This is a genomic window from Chryseobacterium culicis (assembly GCF_002979755.1).
GTDB classification, from domain to species: domain Bacteria; phylum Bacteroidota; class Bacteroidia; order Flavobacteriales; family Weeksellaceae; genus Chryseobacterium; species Chryseobacterium culicis_A.
In genome coordinates, this window is record NZ_PCPP01000007.1 from 23866 (window position 1) to 41405 (window position 17540).

Below are 17540 nucleotides of genomic sequence, written 5' to 3' on the forward strand. Positions count from 1 at the left end.
AAACCACACAAAACATATTGTGTGGCCTGATGATGTGTTGTGTATGTTAAATGTTTTCTATTCTTATTTAGATAAAAAATCTAAAACTGAATAATCACCTAAAGAAATTTCTCTGGCAACACCGAAATACTGTGCAGAATTACCGATCATAGAATTGGAAAGGTTTCCATGATTGATTCTTGTGTTTTCCTGGATCAGAGAGTTTTCAATATTAGAGTTCACAACAGTGGTGTTGTTTCCTAATGAAACACCGGGACCTACTTTTGAATTAGAAACTTTTACATTTTCCCCAATAAAGCAAGGCTGAATAATCAAAGAATTTTCAATTACAGCAGAAGCCGGATAATGCATCATTTCCTCTCTTTCATATTCAAGGATTTTGCTGTTGGTTTCTACGGTAGCATTTTTGTTACCACAGTCCATCCAGTCATTTACTTTTCCAAGCGTAAATTTAGCTCCTTTCGCTCTAAGGTTTTCAAGGGCTGTTGTCAATTGATATTCACCTCCGTTTTTAATATCATTATCCATGATATAGTTGATCTCTTCCATCAGTTTTTCAGCACTGTTGAAGTAATAAATACCGATAATGGCAAGATCTGAAACGTAAGTCGTTGGTTTTTCAACAAAGTCGGTAATGAAACCGTAATTATCCAATTTTACTACTCCGAAAGCAGATGGATCTTCCACACTTTTCACCCAGATTACACCGTCGGAATTTTTATCCAACTGGAAATCTGCACGGAAAAGGGTATCTGCAAAAGCAATAACAATGTCTCCCTGCATAGACTGTTCAGCACATTTGATGGCATGAGCGGTTCCAAGAGGATCGTTCTGATAATATATACTTCCTTTTGCTCCCAGCTTTTCAGCAATCTGAATAAGGGATTTTTCGATCTCAGGACCAAAATCTCCGATGATAAAAGCTACCTCTTCAATATTTTCTCCTGCAACTTTAGCAATATCTTCCACCAACCTCTGTACAATAGGTTTTCCTGCAATAGGAATAAGAGGTTTTGGAACTGTCAGTGTATGTGGACGTAATCTGGAACCACGTCCAGCCATAGGGACAATAATTTTCATAAATTATATGTATAAAAGATGTTTTATTCGTTGTTTTTAATATTTAGGTTAAAGGTAATAATTAAAATCTTTGATAGAGTATGATTAATATCTTTTTAAATATTTGTTTAAATTGGAAATAAGTTTGTTTACAAGCAAAATAAAGACCAAAGTTTAATTCTTTCTGATTCTCGATAAAATAAGGTTTTTTTCAGAATAAATCAACATTCCGGTAAAGACCAAAAAGAGAAGATTACTTGTTATAATATTATAGTTAAGGTATTTTACAATGATGAAACTAAAAACGCCAAGCAGGATCAGGAAAAAGGACATTTTTTTCATTCTGTAAGGAATAGGGTAGTATTTCTGACCTAACAGATAAGAGACGATCATCATAATAACATATGCTCCGAAAGTAGCCCATGCAGAACCCATCATGCTGTGATAGTAATTTAAAGCTAAAAGGTTAAGAGCAATGTTGATTCCAGCCCCAAGCCATGAAATAACCGTTCCCATACTGGTTCTGTCTGTTACTTTATACCATGTTGAAAAGTTATAATAGATTCCAAAACAAAGGTTGGCAATAACAATAATCGGGATGATATCTATAGCAATCCAATAGGATTTATTAGGAATAAAAACGGCTTTCAGCCATGATACATTCGCAATAATTCCTAAGGCAACAGCACAGGCAAAAAAAGCAAAATATTCCGCTACTTTGGCATATGTCTTTTTAGCATCACCTTTATCCATTTGTTTAAAGAAGAAAGGTTCAATACCCATTCGGTAAGCGGTAACAAATAATGTCATCAGTACAGCCAGCTTATAGCAGCCTCCATAGGCACCAGCTTCTTCGTCTGAAATATGATTTCTCTGAATGGATTTATCAAAATTTTCATTGACCATGAAAGCCAGACCTGCCAGCATAAGAGGAAAAGAATATTTGATCATACGCCTGAACAAAGAAGTTACAAACTGGAACCTTACTTTTAATATAATTGGAAATAATAATACAAAGCCCAATGCACTTCCTGCAAGATTGCTGAAGAACGGATAGTCTACATTTTGATCCAATCCCATGCTTTTTGATAGGCTTTCCGGGATCCAAAAGAAGAGTGCAGCCGTAAAAACAGCCTGAAATATGGACTGAACAATTCGTACAGCAGAATATTTGATAGGTTTATTATGAAAACGCAGCCATGCAAAAGGGATCACCAATAGATTGTCGAAAAATGCAATCAGTGCAAACCATCTGATATACTCAGGATTATCATGATATCCGGCATAATCTGCAATAGGCTGATTAAATAAATAACACAAGGCAAGGAAAAGAGTGGAAGTAGAAAATAAAAACCAGAACGAGGTATTGAAAGTTTTTTTCTCGTTATCTTCTTCAGCTGAAAACCTGAAATAGGCGGTTTCAAAACCAAAAGAAAGAATAATATTAACAAATGAGATCCACGCATAAAGCTGTGTGAAAATTGCAAAACCTTCATTGGGAATCTTATAGATCAAAAGTGGATTAAGGATGAATAGAATGATTCTTGGTGCTATTGCCCCTACTCCGTAGATGATTGTCTGTCCTAATAGTTTCTTATACAAAGTCGAATTTTTTTGCAAATGTAAAACTTTAAGTATTCGTTTTGCGATTTTGGGGCTAATTAAAACTTAAAATCTTAATTTTACAAGGAAATAAATTGAAATGAAAGTTCTTATAAAAAACGTAAATATTGTTAACGAAGGAAAAGTCTTTGAAAGCGATATCCTAATAGAAAATGATTTGATAGCTAAAATAGCTGGCTGTATTTCTGACGATGCTGATCAGATTATTGAGGGTTCAGGAAAGTATCTTCTTCCCGGAGTAATAGACGATCAGGTGCATTTCCGTGAGCCAGGGCTTACTCATAAAGGAGATATTGAAAGTGAATCAAGGTCTGCCATTGCAGGGGGAACAACGAGTTTCATTGATCAGCCGAATACGGTTCCTAATGCTGTTACTCAGGAATTATTAGCAGACAAATATGAGATTGCTTCTCAAAAAGCGTATGCCAACTACGGTTTTATGATGGGAGGAACGAACGATAATCTTGAGGAAGTTTTGAAAACAAATCCAAGAAATGTTCCGGGGATCAAATTATTTTTAGGATCCTCTACAGGAAATATGCTGGTGGATAATCCAGAAACACTGGAGAATATTTTCAGCAATACAAAAATGCTGATCGCTGTTCACTGTGAAGATGAAGCCACCATCAGAGCCAATACTCAGAAATATATGGATGAATATGGGGATGATATTCCTGTAAAATTCCATCACCTGATCAGAAGTGAAGAGGCATGTTATAAATCTTCGTCCAAAGCGATTGAGCTTGCAAAAAAAACAGGAGCGAGACTTCACGTTTTCCACCTTTCAACAGCAAAGGAAATGGAGCTTTTCCGAAATGATATTCCTTTAAAAGATAAAAAGATCACCGCTGAGGTATGTGTTCACCACCTTACTTTTACCAATGAAGATTATGAAACAAGAGGAGGGCTTATCAAATGGAATCCGGCGGTAAAAACTCAAAAAGATAAAGATGCTCTTTGGGAGGCATTACTGGATGACAGAATTGATGTGATTGCTACAGACCATGCTCCGCATACAGCAGAAGAGAAGAACAATGTATATACAAAGTGTCCTTCAGGAGCACCTTTGGTACAGCATTCATTAGTTGTGATGTTGGAAAATTATAAAAATGGTAAAATATCCCTTGAGAAAATCGTTGAAAAGATGTGTCATAATCCGGCGATTCTTTTTAAAGTTGAAAAAAGAGGTTTTGTGAGAGAAGGATATAAAGCGGATCTTGTTTTAGTTGATTTAAATGAAAACTGGACAGTTTCCAAAGATAATTTACTCTATAAATGCGGTTGGAGCCCATTAGAAGGGATGAATTTCCATTCAAAAGTTACGCACACCTTTGTCAATGGGCATCTGGTGTATGACAATGGTACAATTGCAGAAGAGAAATTCGGAGAGAGATTACTTTTTGAAGCAAGGGATTAATAAGATATATTGGAAGAATAGTCTTAGATTAACCTGAGATTGTCAAGATAATTCAATAGGAGCGGGCTAAAGCCCGCTCTCTTTATTTGGAATCTTCCATTGGCTTTAGCCAAAACTTATTATTTAACTCTCGCAGATTAGGGTGATTATACAGTTTTTTTATCCCGATTGTTAACTAAATTTGATTAATTTGTGAAAATATTTTACATTTTTACTTTGTTTTCTGCGTAATAGGTAAACTTTAATCTATTTGTAAGTCGTATTGTTTTCAATAAATTTTTATTTAGCTAGTTTTGTGTGGAAAAATAATAACCATGTATAGAATCCTTTTAATCTTATTTCTCTCCATTTCATTACAGTTTAGTTCACAAATAAATACCCAATTACTTTCAAATTCTTCATGGACAAGAGTGAAATTTAGTATGTTAGATGGCAGTCGAGATTTATCACAAATACCATCCCAGTTTTTAATATGGAAAATAAAAGGAAATAACCTTTGTTCATTTACTGATGCTTTGATTTTGGATAAAAGGAGTTGTATGGACTTCAAATTAGAAAAAGAATTAATGAAGACATCAGATCTTGCGGCTTATCAAATTGAAAAACTAACTTCAGATTCTTTAGTTGTAATACAAAAAGTTGCAGGTATAGACTCTCCAGATAAAATAAGAAAGATGTGGTTCACAAAGAGTTCAATTGTACTGAATAATCTTGTGAAAGAGAAAAAGAAAGATTCTGTTATAATTGCTTCTAAAAATTTTACCCCAGCATTAAAAAGAAATATTATTTCTGAGATATTTGATAATTATTCACAAAAAGATTTTTCTCACGATTTTCATTTAAAAGGGAGCATTTTAATTTTTCCTAAAAAACAGAAGATTGAAGTAGAGACTGAAAATTTAGAACAAACTAAAGCAAGTCAAAAGGGTATTGCTTTTTTCAAAACGACCCTTGAGAAAAATTATCACCTTTGGGATTTAACAGGTTTTGAAAATTTTGAAAAAATTATTATTCCTTATGATATAACCAGTAAGAATGGAAGCTTAGGAAATGATATAAATACAATAGGTATTCTATTTTTTAATGTTTTAAATGATACCAAAGGATTTCCTGTTTCTATAAAAAATAAAAAACTTTCTTTAGACAACTTCGATAAAGGAGTGGATGCAAGTAATAGTAATAAATTTGATAAAGCCATTCAGTTCTTTAATGAAGCTCATGAATATGATAATACCAATACTGATGCATTGTATAATATAGTTTCAATTTCCTTACTCCAAAACAAAATAGATATTGCATGTAAGACACTGAAAAGATTAAAAGATCTGGAACAAACAGAAGGAATGAAATTATTTAAAGAAAAATGTTTAGAAAAATAAAAGCGGTGATTACACCGCTTTCTTTTTTATTTTTTCGCTTTGTTACCCATATAAAATGTAAGCTTTCCTCCCTTCATAATTTCAGAATGTTTCAACGTAAAATTCTTTATTTCTTTTCCATTCAGAAGAACTTTTTGAACATATACATTTTTCGGACTTTGGTTGATGGCTTCAATTTCAAATGTTTTTCCGTTTTCCAGATTCAGTACAGCGTGATCAATTGCAGGACTTCCAATTGAATAATCTTCTGAACCGGGAGCTACAGGATAAAAACCTAATGAACTTAGAATATACCATGCACTCATTTGCCCTGCATCATCATTTCCTCCCAATCCGTCTGGTGTTGCTTTATACTGCATTTCCAGAATACGGCGGATCTGTGCCTGGGCTTTCCATGGCTGGCCTGCCCAGTTATAGAAATACGCAACATGGTGAGCAGGTTCATTCCCGTGAACATATCCACCGATAATTCCTTCCCGTGTAATATCTTCAGTGTCTGCAAAGAATTCATCAGGTAAATGCATGGTAAACAATTCGTCCAGTTTTGATGCAAATTTTTTCTTTCCACCCATCATGGTGATCAGCTCATCCGGATTTTGTGGAACAAAGAAACTGTAGTTCCATGAGTTTCCTTCAATAAAGCCTTGTCCGTGGGTGCTTAACACATCAAAATCTTTTTTAAAGCTTCCATCTGCAAGACGTGGACGCATAAACCCAATCGTTTTATCAAAATTATTTTTCCAGTTTTCAGATCGCTTGATAAACTGATTGTAGATTTCTGTTTTATTTAAATGTTTTGCCAGCTGAGCAATAGCCCAGTCATCATAGGCATATTCCAGTGTATTGGAAACCGAAGTTCCGTTTTTCTCTGCCGGAATGTATCCGAGATCAATATATTGCCCAATGCCCTCGTAATTTCTTTTGTTAGCCGTTTCTATACATGCTTTTAAAGCTTCTTCAGGATCACCCTCATAATTCCCTTTAATAATGGCATCTGCAACAACACTTACACTGTGGTAGCCACTCATACACCAGTTATCGTTAGCATAATGTGACCAGATAGGTAGCATTTTCATCGAAAACTGATGATAATGAGCCATCATAGATTTTACCATATCACCATTTCGTTTAGGCTGAATAATATTAAAGAAAGGATGTAGCGTACGGTAGGTATCCCATAAAGAAAAGGTGGTATAATTGGTAAAGCCATCTGCTTGATGAACATTCTGATCCAGACCTTTATATTCTCCATTGATATCCATATAAGTGGTAGGATTGATAAAGGTATGGTACATGGCTGTATAGAAGTTGGTTTTTTCCGTATCAGAACCCTTGATGACAATTTTATTTAATTCCTTATTCCAGTTGTCTTGGGCTTGAGTTTTAGCCTGATCAAAAGTTATATTTCCGGCTTCTTTTTCCAGGTTTTCTAAAGCATTGGTCTGGCTTACCGGAGAAATAGCAAGTTTGACTTCAATCGCTTCATTTTCATTAGTATCAAAGTCAAAATACATTTTCAGGTTCTTACCTGCAATTTCAGGGAAATTCTGATTTTGGTCGAATTTTCTCCAAAACCCTTTGTAAACCTGCTTTTCATCATAATTTTTCTGGCCATAAGCTTTAAATGGTTTTGAAAACTTCATCGCAAAATAAACCGTTCTGGTTCTTGCCCAGCCGTTGGTCTGGCGATAACCTGTGATGGTATTTCCGTTTTCTACACGAACGTATGTCCAGACATTTTTTCCATCATAGTTGTAAATACCGGCCATCAGATCCAGAATAATATGAGCCTGGTCGGATTTTGGGAAAGTATAGCGGTGAATTCCCACTCGTGCTGTTGCCGTAAGCTCTGCCAGAATATTGTGGTCATCCAGTTTTACTTTATAATATCCTGCTTCTGCTGTTTCGTTCTGATGTGAGAATCTGCTTCTGTAGCCGCTTTCAGGGTTGGTAGCCGTTCCGGGATTCAGCTGAAGTTTTCCTACAGTAGGCATGATCAGAAAATCTCCGAGGTCAGAATGTCCCGTCCCACTAAAATGGGTAGAACTGAACCCTACAATGGTTTTATCTTCATAACGGTAGCCGGCACAGTATTTATAAACTTCACCATTGTACTTCCCGTTAAGCTCATAAGAAATGGAATCCGTTTCAGGGCTTAGCTGTACTGCACCAAAAGGAACCGTTGCTCCGGGATAAGTATGTCCCATCTTTTCGGTACCGATCAGAGGATTGACATATTGTATTAATTTTTCAAATTTTTGAGCTTTAAATTGTATACTTAAAAATAAAAGAAATAGAAAAACAGTGGGTTTGTGATTTTTCATTAATGACAAATTTTCAAAGTTTAAAATTAATTAAAATCATCATTTGCTGTTGTGTTTTTAAGTGATTCGGGTATTATTTATTCTTTTTCAGAAAAACGGAAACCTATTCCATGCAGGTTTTCTATTAAAATATTCTGTTCTTCGGCCAGTACCTTTCGTAATCGAGAAATAAATACATCAAGACTTCGTCCCATAAAATAATCATCATCACCCCAGATAGCCTTTAGAATATCCTGCCTTTTGACTACCAGATTCTTGTGACGGATAAAATATAAAAGCAGGTCAGATTCTCTTTGTGTAAGTGTGATACTGTTTTCCGTACCCTGTAGAGTATAGTTCTTAGGATCAAAATCATATTTCCCAACTTTATACTTTAGAGGAGTGGTATCTGTTTTCTTGGTACGTTTCAGGAAAACCTCAATTTTCAGCATCAGTTCTTCAATACTGAATGGTTTCACCAGATAATCATCAGCGCCTATTTTAAGTCCTTTGATTCTGTCTTCTTTTAAAGCTTTTGCAGAAATAAAGATAATCGGAATTTCAGAATTTTTACTGCGTATCCTTTGTGCTACTTCAAATCCGTTCATTCCGGGCATCATAATATCCAGCAGACAAATGTCGAAATCTTTGCTGTTAAATGCCTCCAGTGCAGATTCACCATCAGAATAACAGCTGATATCATAATAACTTTCCAAGCTGTCCTCCACCAGAAAAGCTATGGTTTTGTCATCTTCGGCATATAAAATTTTAGATTTCTCCATACTTATATTTAATTAAACTGAAAACGGGCAAAAGAGGGTTGTGGTAATTCCTTTGTCTTCATTATTCTCTACAGAAATTTTCCAGTGATGTTGCTGAGCTACTTTTTTTACATAAAATAATCCCAACCCGAAACCATTCACTTCTTCACTTCTTTTGGTATGTACCCGATAAAACTTTTCAAAAATATGAGGAATATTTTTAGCGGGAATTCCCATTCCGTTGTCTTTAAACTTTAAATATAACCCTTTTGAGTCTTTATAAGCTGAAATTTTAATAACAGGTTTTGTTTCGCAATACTTTATAGAGTTATCTAAAAGGTTATAGATGATGTTGGTAAAGTGAAATTCATCAGCCATTACCGAAGTGCTGTTTTCAATATCAATCTCGATGCTGAGGTCTTTATTTTTTTGCTGTATAGTGTCTGAAATCTCCTGAATAAAGGGAAGAAGAAGAATTTTCTGAGGCTTTAACGAAAGTCCTGCTGCATCATTCTTAGCAATATTCAGAATTTTCTCAATATGACTATTAAGCTTGTGGCTTTGATTGATGATAATAGAGGTATATGTCTGCAATTTGGAGTTCTCCTGAATCAGATTCTGCTTATTAAGAGCTTCCGATGCTAAAAGTATTGAGGATAAAGGTGTCTTAAACTCGTGAGTCATATTATTGATAAAGTCACGTTGCAATTCCGAAAACTTCTTCTGCTGAATGATTGTATAAATAGAATAAACATAGACCAGAAGAATGATAATAAGAGCAAATGTAAGAAGATACCAGAACCTTAATGAACTGATCAGATAAGTTGTTTTATCAGGAAAACGGATGGAAAAGTAATAGATCAGATTTTTATGCTTAGGAAAATTGATCACTTTGTTACTGGGGCTTTCCTGATGAGAAGTCATATACTTTCCATATACCATTTTATCGCTGTGGCAGTTGTATAATGCATACACATAGTCTGTATTGATTTGAAAACGGGTAAATTCTGTTTTCAGGTAATATTCCAGAACGACAGGATGAAATTCATTATTAATATTAACCACATAATAGTCATTGGCAATATTCTGAACTGGGTTTTCGGTATAAGAGGTCTTTCCTCCGGAAAGTTTTTCTGCCACCTCCATTAAGGCAATATTGACCTTCTGATTGAATTTTTTATCTTCAAGATTATAAGCCTGCCGGGTCCACATCAGCTGTGCTATTAAAATTCCGATAATAGCAATAAATCCCAGCGTTATTATAATATTGAGTCTTTTTATTTTCATTTACTGAGGCAATATTATCCAAAAATATCTATTTATCTTTTATTATTAACAACTCGTTAACAAATGTTTGACAGCGGTTAACAAGTTATCATCATTCTGTGCTTTACATTTGTTACATCGAAAGAAAATAATCAGTTTCAAATATTAAAATTTATACTCATGAAAAAACTAAAAATTACAGCTCTTTTAGCAGTGTTAGCATTCTCTCCTTTTTATGCGAATGTACTTACTACAGATGCTCCATCCATTGTAAAAATGGTAGCGGATGCTATTAAATGGAAATCAGAATCAATAGATGTTGGAAATATCCCTCAGGGAAAACCAAAATTGATCAGATTTGAATTTACCAACACAAGTTCAAAACCAATCATTATTCAGAATGTAGCGCCTTCATGCGGATGTACTACAGCTGATTATACAAAAACTCCTATCCAGCCAGGAAAAAAAGGATTTGTGGAAGCGAGCTATAACGCAGCGGCAGCAGGTCCGTTTATGAAGACTGTAAATGTTACGACTAGTGAAAGCAAAACTCCTAAAACACTTTCATTCAAAGGAGTAGTTACTGCTTAATACATTTTTTTAAAAGATAAGAATAGCCTGATAATTGTTATCAGGCTATTTTCTTTTGGATGATCTGGCTGATTTAAAAATAATAGATAAAGAATAATTATTTGTAGCATTATTTATCAATCTATTTTAAGGGATTGCATTTCAATATTTATTATTTTTAAGAAAAAATATTTTATGAGTCTATATACACAACCTATGCTGCGCGAAGGTGCACTAAAAGATAAAGTAGCAATTGTAACAGGAGGCGGAAGCGGTCTTGGAAAAGCGATGACCAAATACTTTCTTGAACTGGGCGCCAACGTAGTCATTACTTCCAGAAATCTGGAAAAACTACAAACTACAGCTAAGGAACTGGAAGACGAAACAGGTGGTAAAGTTCTTTGTGTAGCTTGTGATGTAAGAAACTGGGAAGAGGTGGAAGCCATGAAAGAAGCTACATTAAAAGAATTCGGGAAGATTGATATTTTGTTGAATAACGCTGCCGGAAACTTTATTTCTCCAACAGAAAAACTGACTCATTCCGCTTTTGATTCTATTCTGGATATTGTTCTGAAAGGAACAAAAAACTGTACCCTTTCCATAGGAAAACACTGGATAGATTCTAAAACTCCGGGAACTGTATTGAATATCGTAACAACCTATGCATGGACAGGTTCTGCCTATGTAGTACCATCTGCCTGTGCAAAAGCCGGAGTTTTGGCTATGACCAGATCATTGGCGGTAGAATGGGCTAAATATGGAATCCGTTTCAATGCAATTGCTCCGGGACCTTTCCCTACAAAAGGGGCTTGGGACAGACTTCTTCCGGGAGATCTTCAGGAAAAATTCGATATGAAAAAGAAAGTTCCGTTGAGAAGAGTAGGAGAACACCAGGAGCTTGCCAATCTTGCGGCTTATCTGGTTTCTGATTATTCAGCGTATATGAATGGTGAAGTAGTGACCATTGATGGCGGAGAATGGCTTCAGGGTGCCGGAGAATTTAACATGCTTGAAGCAATTCCTAAAGAAATGTGGGATGCTTTAGAAGCGATGATTAAAGCAAAAAAATCGAATTAAATAAAACTTATAGTAAAAAAGCTCCCGGATGTGTAACAAATCCGGGAGTTTTTTTTACCTATACAGTTAAATAATACTTTTTCAAATGAATTTTAAACTTCCAACCCTTGTTTCGACGCTTGCAGTGGTTCTGTTCTCAGGATCTGCATACGCACAACAAACTCCGAAATACGATTACGTAGAAGCATTTAAGCCGTTCTTTTATCCACAGACAGGCACGGCAACCCGTTCTGCAAGCGGACAGCCGGGACATGCTTATTGGCAGAATTCAGCAGATTATCATTTGAATGTCAGCCTGAATGAAAATAAAAAAGAGATCACAGGTAGAGCAGAAATTACTTATACCAACAACAGTCCTGATAAATTAGGGTTTCTGTGGTTGCAGCTGGATCAGAATCTGTTTGCAAAAGATTCCAGAGGAAATGGTGTCGTTCCGATTTCGGGAAGCAGAAATGGAGCGCATGGTGAAGAATTTAATGGTGGATATACCATTAAATCAGTAAAGCTAGACGGTAAAAAAGAAGTAAAATATACCATTACCGATACAAGGATGCAGATTGATCTTCCAAAAGAACTGAAAGCCAATGGAGGCGTTGCAAAAATAGAAATTGAATATTCCTTTATTTCTCCTGATTATGGTTCAGACAGAATGGGAATACAGGATACGAAAAACGGCAAAATTTTTACCATGGCACAATGGTATCCCAGAATGTGTGTGTATGATGATGTTATGGGATGGAATACACTTCCCTATATTGGAGCTTCAGAGTTTTACTTAGAATATGGGGATATTACAGCCAATATTACCGTTCCTGCTAATCATTATGTAGTGGCATCCGGAGAACTTCTGAATGAAAAGGAAGTTTACAGCAAAGAAGAAATCAGCAGATGGAATCAGGCAAGAAACAGTGATAAAACGGTAATGATCCGTCCTGAGTCTGAAATAGGTAAAAATAAGGTATCCGGTACAAAAACCTGGAAATTTAAAATTACGCAGACAAGAGATTTTGCATGGGCTTCCTCCGCAGGATTTATTTTAGATGCAGCAAAAATTGATCTGCCCAGCGGAAAAAAATCTCTAGCTATTTCGGCCTATCCTGCAGAAAGTGCTGGAGAAAAAGCATGGGGAAGATCTACAGAATATACGAAGGCTGCCATAGAGCATTATTCGAAAAAATGGTACGAATATACTTATCCGGCTGCTACCAATGTTGCAGGAAATGAAGGCGGAATGGAATACCCGGGAATCGTATTCTGTCATATGGATTCCAAAGGAGAAGACCTTTGGGGTGTTACAGATCACGAGTTTGGACACAACTGGTTTCCTATGATCGTAGGATCTAACGAAAGATTGTTTGCATGGATGGATGAAGGGTTTAATACTTTCATTAACGGACTTTCAACAGAGGCTTTCAATAAAGGAGAATATTATAATAAACCTAATCTTGCAAGATCAGGAGTGTACTTGCTGACTGACAATCTTGAGCCCGTAATGGTAGGTCCGGATAATATGAAAGAAAGAAGTATCGGTGCTTTGGCTTACTATAAGCCGGGAACAGGATTGGATGTTTTAAGAGGAACCATCCTCGGACCTGAAAAATTTGATAAAGCATTCAGAACGTATATAGACCGTTGGGCTTTTAAACATCCTACACCATGGGATTTCTTCCATACGATGGAAAATGTTTCCGGAGAAGAACTGAACTGGTTCTGGAGAGGATGGTTCTTTAATAAATGGAAAATTGATCAGGCTGTTAAAAACGTAAAATATATCAATGGAGATTTTAAGAACGGAGTTCAGATCACGGTGGAAAATATTGGTCAGCTGCCAATGCCTACAACCGTACAGATCAAATTCAAAGATGGAACGGCACAGACTGTGAAAATCCCTGTTGAGGTCTGGAAAAGAAATACAGAATGGACATTCAAAGTAGATTCTACGAAAGAAATAGATGAGGTAAAACTGGATCCGAATTCTGAAGTTCCTGATATCAATCTGGAAAACAATAGCAAAAAACCTGCATAGAAATATGGGATGGATTTAAATTTAACGCAAAGATTTAATATCTCATGTTGAATTTTAAGGTGGCCAAGGAGGAATCAATGAAATTGATTCTTTCTAAGCGTAAGCATATTCATGTAGTTTCATCAGCAACATTGTTGCTTTCTTAGCCTACTTAAAAATTAAGAAGAATTCATATAATCTTTGCGTTTTTTACCAGATTAAGAGCAACAAAATATACCCGCCATAAAAGCCTGAACTTACAACCGTAAGTTCAGGCTTTTATTTTTTAGGGTGTTTTTCCGGGTGAGGTAGAGGGGTTTTCCTACAATCTTTTGACTGTCAGTGATATAATTTTGTTCCACAATATTAATCAAAAACAAAAGAACATGGAAACATTAAAATCAGTGCTTGAAGCAAGCCACGCCAAAAAAACAAAAAATGAGTTAATTGATCTCTTATCGGGAGTAGAAAAAGTTCTTACCCCAGCAGTCTATGAAAAAGTATCTGGAATTGAAACTTCGGAATTAAGTTCATTGACGAATAAAGAATTATTAGCTGTTGTAGAAGAATTCAAAAAGAATTATGATGAAAAGTGGGAAAAATCTTTTTCAGGTACATCTGCAGAAATTATGAAGCTGATTGCCGGTAAGATGGCTGCCGATGAAGAGATTTTCAGAACTTCCGATGCTGCCAGTGCGGATTTTGCTGCAGAATTAGGAAGTATCGATTTTGCTACTATTATTGGCGGACCTTTGGATGCTTGTGTAAAAGCACAGTCTAATGCCTCTATCGCAACCGTTAATTTCATCAATGAAGTTGGATTCGAACTTACCGATCCTTCCAATGCTGCCAGTGCCAAAAAACTGAGAATGGCAGAATTCAAATACAAAAAAAATATTCCGAATCCGGATTTTAAGGAAGATGAGCCAGTAAGTGCTACCAACCCTAAAACGATTCCGAATGATGTAGAAATTTCAGTGCCTTTTATTGCCCTGCTGAATGTTCCAAGTTTCAGAATTGAAACCTGTGAAGTAGACTTTAATGTTAAACTTAATTCTACGTACACGAAAGACGTAAGTGATGAGTTTGGTATTAATGCCGGAGTATCCGGTGGTTGGGGACCTGTAAAATTCAAAGTGGATGTATCATATAAAAGAACTTCCAGCACAGGAATCAAAGTGGAAAAAGAATATTCTCTTGGGGTGAAAGTACGTGCCACCAATGACGAAATGCCTGCAGGATTAGAAAAAGTTCTTGGACTTCTTTCACAATAATATTTTTACGAAAGATGATAAAATTATCAGATTACCTGGATTATCTCAACAACGAGATAATTCAGGCTCGTAAAAAAGCAGACGAGAATGCAGTTCTTATTGCTAAAGAATATGCCCGTCATGAATACCTTAAGTATTTTAAGGTTCCAAGATATGCATTGCCCAGCGTAAAGATGGATATTCCGATCAAAATCACGGATATAGATTCAGATTCTAAATATAATTTTAAACTGAATCAGGATCAGTTTGTCACAGAACTCAATGAGAGAATCCGTCTTGCGAATAAAGAGAAAAGACTGAATATTTCTGAAATCAGCAAAAGACAGCTCCAGACCGAAGAGTTCAAAACACTGTTCACTAACCTGGAGAAAAATGATCAGAAATTTGGTAAACTCCCTGCGAACGAAGTTCTTAAACTGGATCTCAGAAAGAAAGTACAGCTTCTTAATTCCGGGATTTTTCGACCTCAGGATGGAACAACCGAAGAAGAAACAGAGGAGCTGAAAGAGATTTTTTCAAAGGTTTTACTCAACAAATATACACTGGTGAATGCCAAGCTGAACAATATTTACATAGATCCGAATACCAGCGCTGCGGAAGATAAAGATAAACTATTCATCAACCTTCACGTAGAAATGGAGGAAGAAGGAATCAGGATTGTGTCTTACAAAGATAAAGACGGTAACGAAATAGAACAGATAACTTTTGAGTAATGCAGGAACTTATTCACTTTACAGTACAGAAAATTAAGGAACTTCTGGAGCACTTCAATGATGTTCAGGCTTTATACCTTTCAAAATCCTTTGACTTTGATGTGCGGTTTGAGGTATTCCTTAATGAGGTTTTAGAGTATTTCCGTACCAAAGGAAACACCAGCCATGAATCTGAAGTTCTGAAAATTATGAATATGATTTCCACGGTTAAAAGAGGCTTTAACCCTATTAAAATGGAAAAAATAATTACCGGAAGACGGGAAATTCTTGGAGGGTTTTCATTCAATGGAATGGAGAGCATGTATGGTATTCTCATGGAAATCTATACTAAGGAAAATAAAAAGCTTGATGATGCGGAAGAACTTATTTCAGGAATCATCGTCTCATTATATCAAAATGGTATTCTGGATGATGAAAAGCTGAAAGAAATGAATTCTGTTCCCAAAATTGAACGTTTCTGGGCTTCACTGGTTGAGCAGAATACTGCGATATCAGGAATTAATAAGAAACTCAGGCTGACCATTATTCCGGAGGATATTTTTCTTATTCTCGAAAAGGTATTTCTGAAATTAATTTAAAAAAGATCATTATGGAAACCGGAAGATATATCGTTCTGCTGCAAGACCAGCAGAAAAATGCACTCAAAAAAATTGAGAAAGAACTGGAAGTGAATATTACTTCTTCAGAATTTCTCTCCAAAGAAAACCGTTCTTATGAAATTATAAATCAGGACAACGGTGTGCTTTACAAAAATCTGGGAGTTCTTGTGGTGGAAAATAGGGATGAAGATCAATTGAAAAGTGCCGTAAAAGATGAATCGAACTCTATTATTTATTATGAAAAAGAAAGGGAGTTTTTTCCTGCAGATGAATTGCAGCTGATCAGTGAACTTAAAAAACAATCCGCCGGACTCGCAGAAAAAATTGCAGAACTTGAAAAATACATCATCAGCAAACCCTTGCCTCAAAAATCATTTATTGAAATGGAATGGGGACTTAAGGCTGTTGGGCTGGAAAATGCCAACTATACAGGTAAAGGAATTGATGTCTGCATTCTAGATACAGGTCTTGAAACTTCCCATCCCGATTTTTCCTCTGAAGAAATTGAAGGCAAATCTTTCATAGATGGCCAGGACTGGAACAGAGATCCCAACGGGCATGGCACACACTGTTCAGGAGTGGCAACAGGAAATACCAGAAGTGATAACGGAAACCGCTATGGAATGGCTAAGGATTGCAATCTGAAAATAGCAAAAGTACTTGCCGATAACGGAAGAGGTACTACCAGCAGTGTGATTGATGCCATAGACTGGGCTATTAGTAAAAAATTCAGAATATTGTCTCTTTCGCTGGCATCTCCGGTGAGATTGGATGACCAACCTTCCGTTCTATTTGAAACCATTGGAGAAAGAGCGCTGGAAAATAACTGTCTTATTATAGCGGCTGCCGGAAATGACAGCAACAGGCCACAGATTCCGCAGCCTGTTTCAATGCCGGCCAATTCAAAATCTATTATGGCGGTGGGAGCTATTGACAGTCAGATGAAGATTGCCCGATTTTCAAACGCAGGGATTAACCCGTCCACAGGAGGGAATATCAATGTCTGTGCTCCCGGAGTAGATATTATAAGTGCCTATCCCAAAAACACAAAGAACAAAAATAATTTGTATTACAGCATGAGTGGTACAAGCATGGCAGCACCGCATGTTTCAGGACTAGCAGCTTTATACATGGAACAGTTTCCTGATAAATCAGCAAAAGAAATCTGGGAATTGATTGAAAACAAAGCAAGGCCTATTGAAGGCATAAAATACAGAGATATAGGAAACGGTTTAATACAAGTATACATATGATCACCTATCTGGCAGTTTTAAAAAAAGATATAAATTTAAAAAAGCTTGAAGCATTTCTGAAAAGCAAAGGCATTAAACTGGCTGCTCACTATAAAACCTTAGGCGTTATAAAACTTGAAAGTGACAACCCGGTTTCCGAAACCGAATTTCAGGAGTATTTTATATCTATAGAAGAAGAAAAAGATAATTTAACAATATAATCACATCAATAAAGCTTTTCTGTCACAGAGAAGTTTTATTT

The 17540-nt window shown here is 35.9% G+C and carries 15 protein-coding genes; 10 read left to right on the forward strand and 5 right to left on the reverse strand.

Features of this window, described 5'->3' with window-relative positions; all coding sequences use genetic code 11:
- Nucleotides 1-63: 63 nt before the first annotated feature.
- Together CQ022_RS21830 and CQ022_RS21835 are read right to left on the reverse strand one after the other, a co-directional pair.
- On the reverse strand, nt 64-1080 hold the full coding sequence (locus CQ022_RS21830; protein ID WP_105684584.1) for a sugar phosphate nucleotidyltransferase: 1017 nt from the start codon (nt 1078-1080) through the stop codon (nt 64-66).
- A gap of 153 nt (nt 1081-1233) precedes the next feature.
- The gene (locus CQ022_RS21835; RefSeq protein WP_105684585.1) at nt 1234-2661 is read right to left on the reverse strand and encodes an oligosaccharide flippase family protein; all 1428 of its coding nucleotides are present in this window, start codon (nt 2659-2661) and stop codon (nt 1234-1236) included.
- Between the two features lie 100 nt (nt 2662-2761).
- Between CQ022_RS21835 and CQ022_RS21840 the strand changes: the two genes are divergently transcribed.
- Together CQ022_RS21840 and CQ022_RS21850 are read left to right on the forward strand one after the other, a co-directional pair.
- Nucleotides 2762-4099, forward strand: coding sequence for a dihydroorotase (locus CQ022_RS21840; RefSeq protein ID WP_105684586.1), 1338 nt, complete (start codon nt 2762-2764; stop codon nt 4097-4099).
- Between the two features lie 314 nt (nt 4100-4413).
- Nucleotides 4414-5478 carry a tetratricopeptide repeat protein gene (locus CQ022_RS21850; protein ID WP_123864471.1) on the forward strand — a complete coding sequence of 355 codons (1065 nt, stop codon included), beginning with the start codon at nt 4414-4416 and terminating at the stop codon, nt 5476-5478.
- A 26-nt stretch (nt 5479-5504) separates the two neighbouring features.
- Here the strand turns inward: CQ022_RS21850 and CQ022_RS21855 are convergent, their stop codons facing one another.
- The 3 genes from CQ022_RS21855 to CQ022_RS21865 all read right to left on the reverse strand — a co-directional run bounded on the left by CQ022_RS21855 (nt 5505) and on the right by CQ022_RS21865 (nt 9829).
- Nucleotides 5505-7802 carry a GH92 family glycosyl hydrolase gene (locus CQ022_RS21855; RefSeq protein ID WP_105684589.1) on the reverse strand — a complete coding sequence of 766 codons (2298 nt, stop codon included), beginning with the start codon at nt 7800-7802 and terminating at the stop codon, nt 5505-5507.
- A gap of 77 nt (nt 7803-7879) precedes the next feature.
- Nucleotides 7880-8563, reverse strand: a complete 684-nt coding sequence (locus tag CQ022_RS21860) for a response regulator transcription factor (RefSeq protein WP_105684590.1) — start codon at nt 8561-8563, stop codon at nt 7880-7882.
- A 12-nt stretch (nt 8564-8575) separates the two neighbouring features.
- On the reverse strand, nt 8576-9829 hold the full coding sequence (locus CQ022_RS21865) for a sensor histidine kinase (protein WP_105684591.1): 1254 nt from the start codon (nt 9827-9829) through the stop codon (nt 8576-8578).
- A 159-nt stretch (nt 9830-9988) separates the two neighbouring features.
- On the opposite strand from CQ022_RS21865, the gene CQ022_RS21870 reads away from it, so the two are divergent.
- From CQ022_RS21870 to CQ022_RS21905, 8 genes are all read left to right on the forward strand, one after another.
- Complete coding sequence (locus CQ022_RS21870; RefSeq protein WP_105684592.1) at nt 9989-10399, forward strand: DUF1573 domain-containing protein; 411 nt, start codon at nt 9989-9991, stop codon at nt 10397-10399.
- A gap of 174 nt (nt 10400-10573) precedes the next feature.
- Nucleotides 10574-11455, forward strand: coding sequence for an SDR family oxidoreductase (locus CQ022_RS21875; RefSeq protein WP_105684593.1), 882 nt, complete (start codon nt 10574-10576; stop codon nt 11453-11455).
- Nucleotides 11456-11540: 85 nt separating this feature from the next.
- Complete coding sequence (locus tag CQ022_RS21880; protein WP_105684594.1) at nt 11541-13481, forward strand: M1 family metallopeptidase; 1941 nt, start codon at nt 11541-11543, stop codon at nt 13479-13481.
- Between the two features lie 365 nt (nt 13482-13846).
- Nucleotides 13847-14734: a DUF2589 domain-containing protein gene (locus CQ022_RS21885; protein ID WP_228421858.1), complete on the forward strand. Its 888-nt coding sequence runs from the start codon at nt 13847-13849 to the stop codon at nt 14732-14734.
- Between the two features lie 14 nt (nt 14735-14748).
- Nucleotides 14749-15447, forward strand: a complete 699-nt coding sequence (locus tag CQ022_RS21890) for a hypothetical protein (protein WP_105684595.1) — start codon at nt 14749-14751, stop codon at nt 15445-15447.
- Nucleotides 15447-16025, forward strand: a complete 579-nt coding sequence (locus tag CQ022_RS21895; RefSeq protein WP_105684596.1) for a hypothetical protein — start codon at nt 15447-15449, stop codon at nt 16023-16025. Before CQ022_RS21890 ends, CQ022_RS21895 begins: the two co-directional genes overlap by 1 nt.
- 11 nt (nt 16026-16036) lie before the next feature.
- On the forward strand, nt 16037-17299 hold the full coding sequence (locus tag CQ022_RS21900; protein ID WP_105684597.1) for a S8 family peptidase: 1263 nt from the start codon (nt 16037-16039) through the stop codon (nt 17297-17299).
- Nucleotides 17296-17499: a hypothetical protein gene (locus CQ022_RS21905; RefSeq protein ID WP_105684598.1), complete on the forward strand. Its 204-nt coding sequence runs from the start codon at nt 17296-17298 to the stop codon at nt 17497-17499. The genes CQ022_RS21900 and CQ022_RS21905 overlap by 4 nt, the downstream gene beginning before the upstream one ends.
- The last annotated feature ends 41 nt before the right edge of the window (nt 17500-17540 follow it).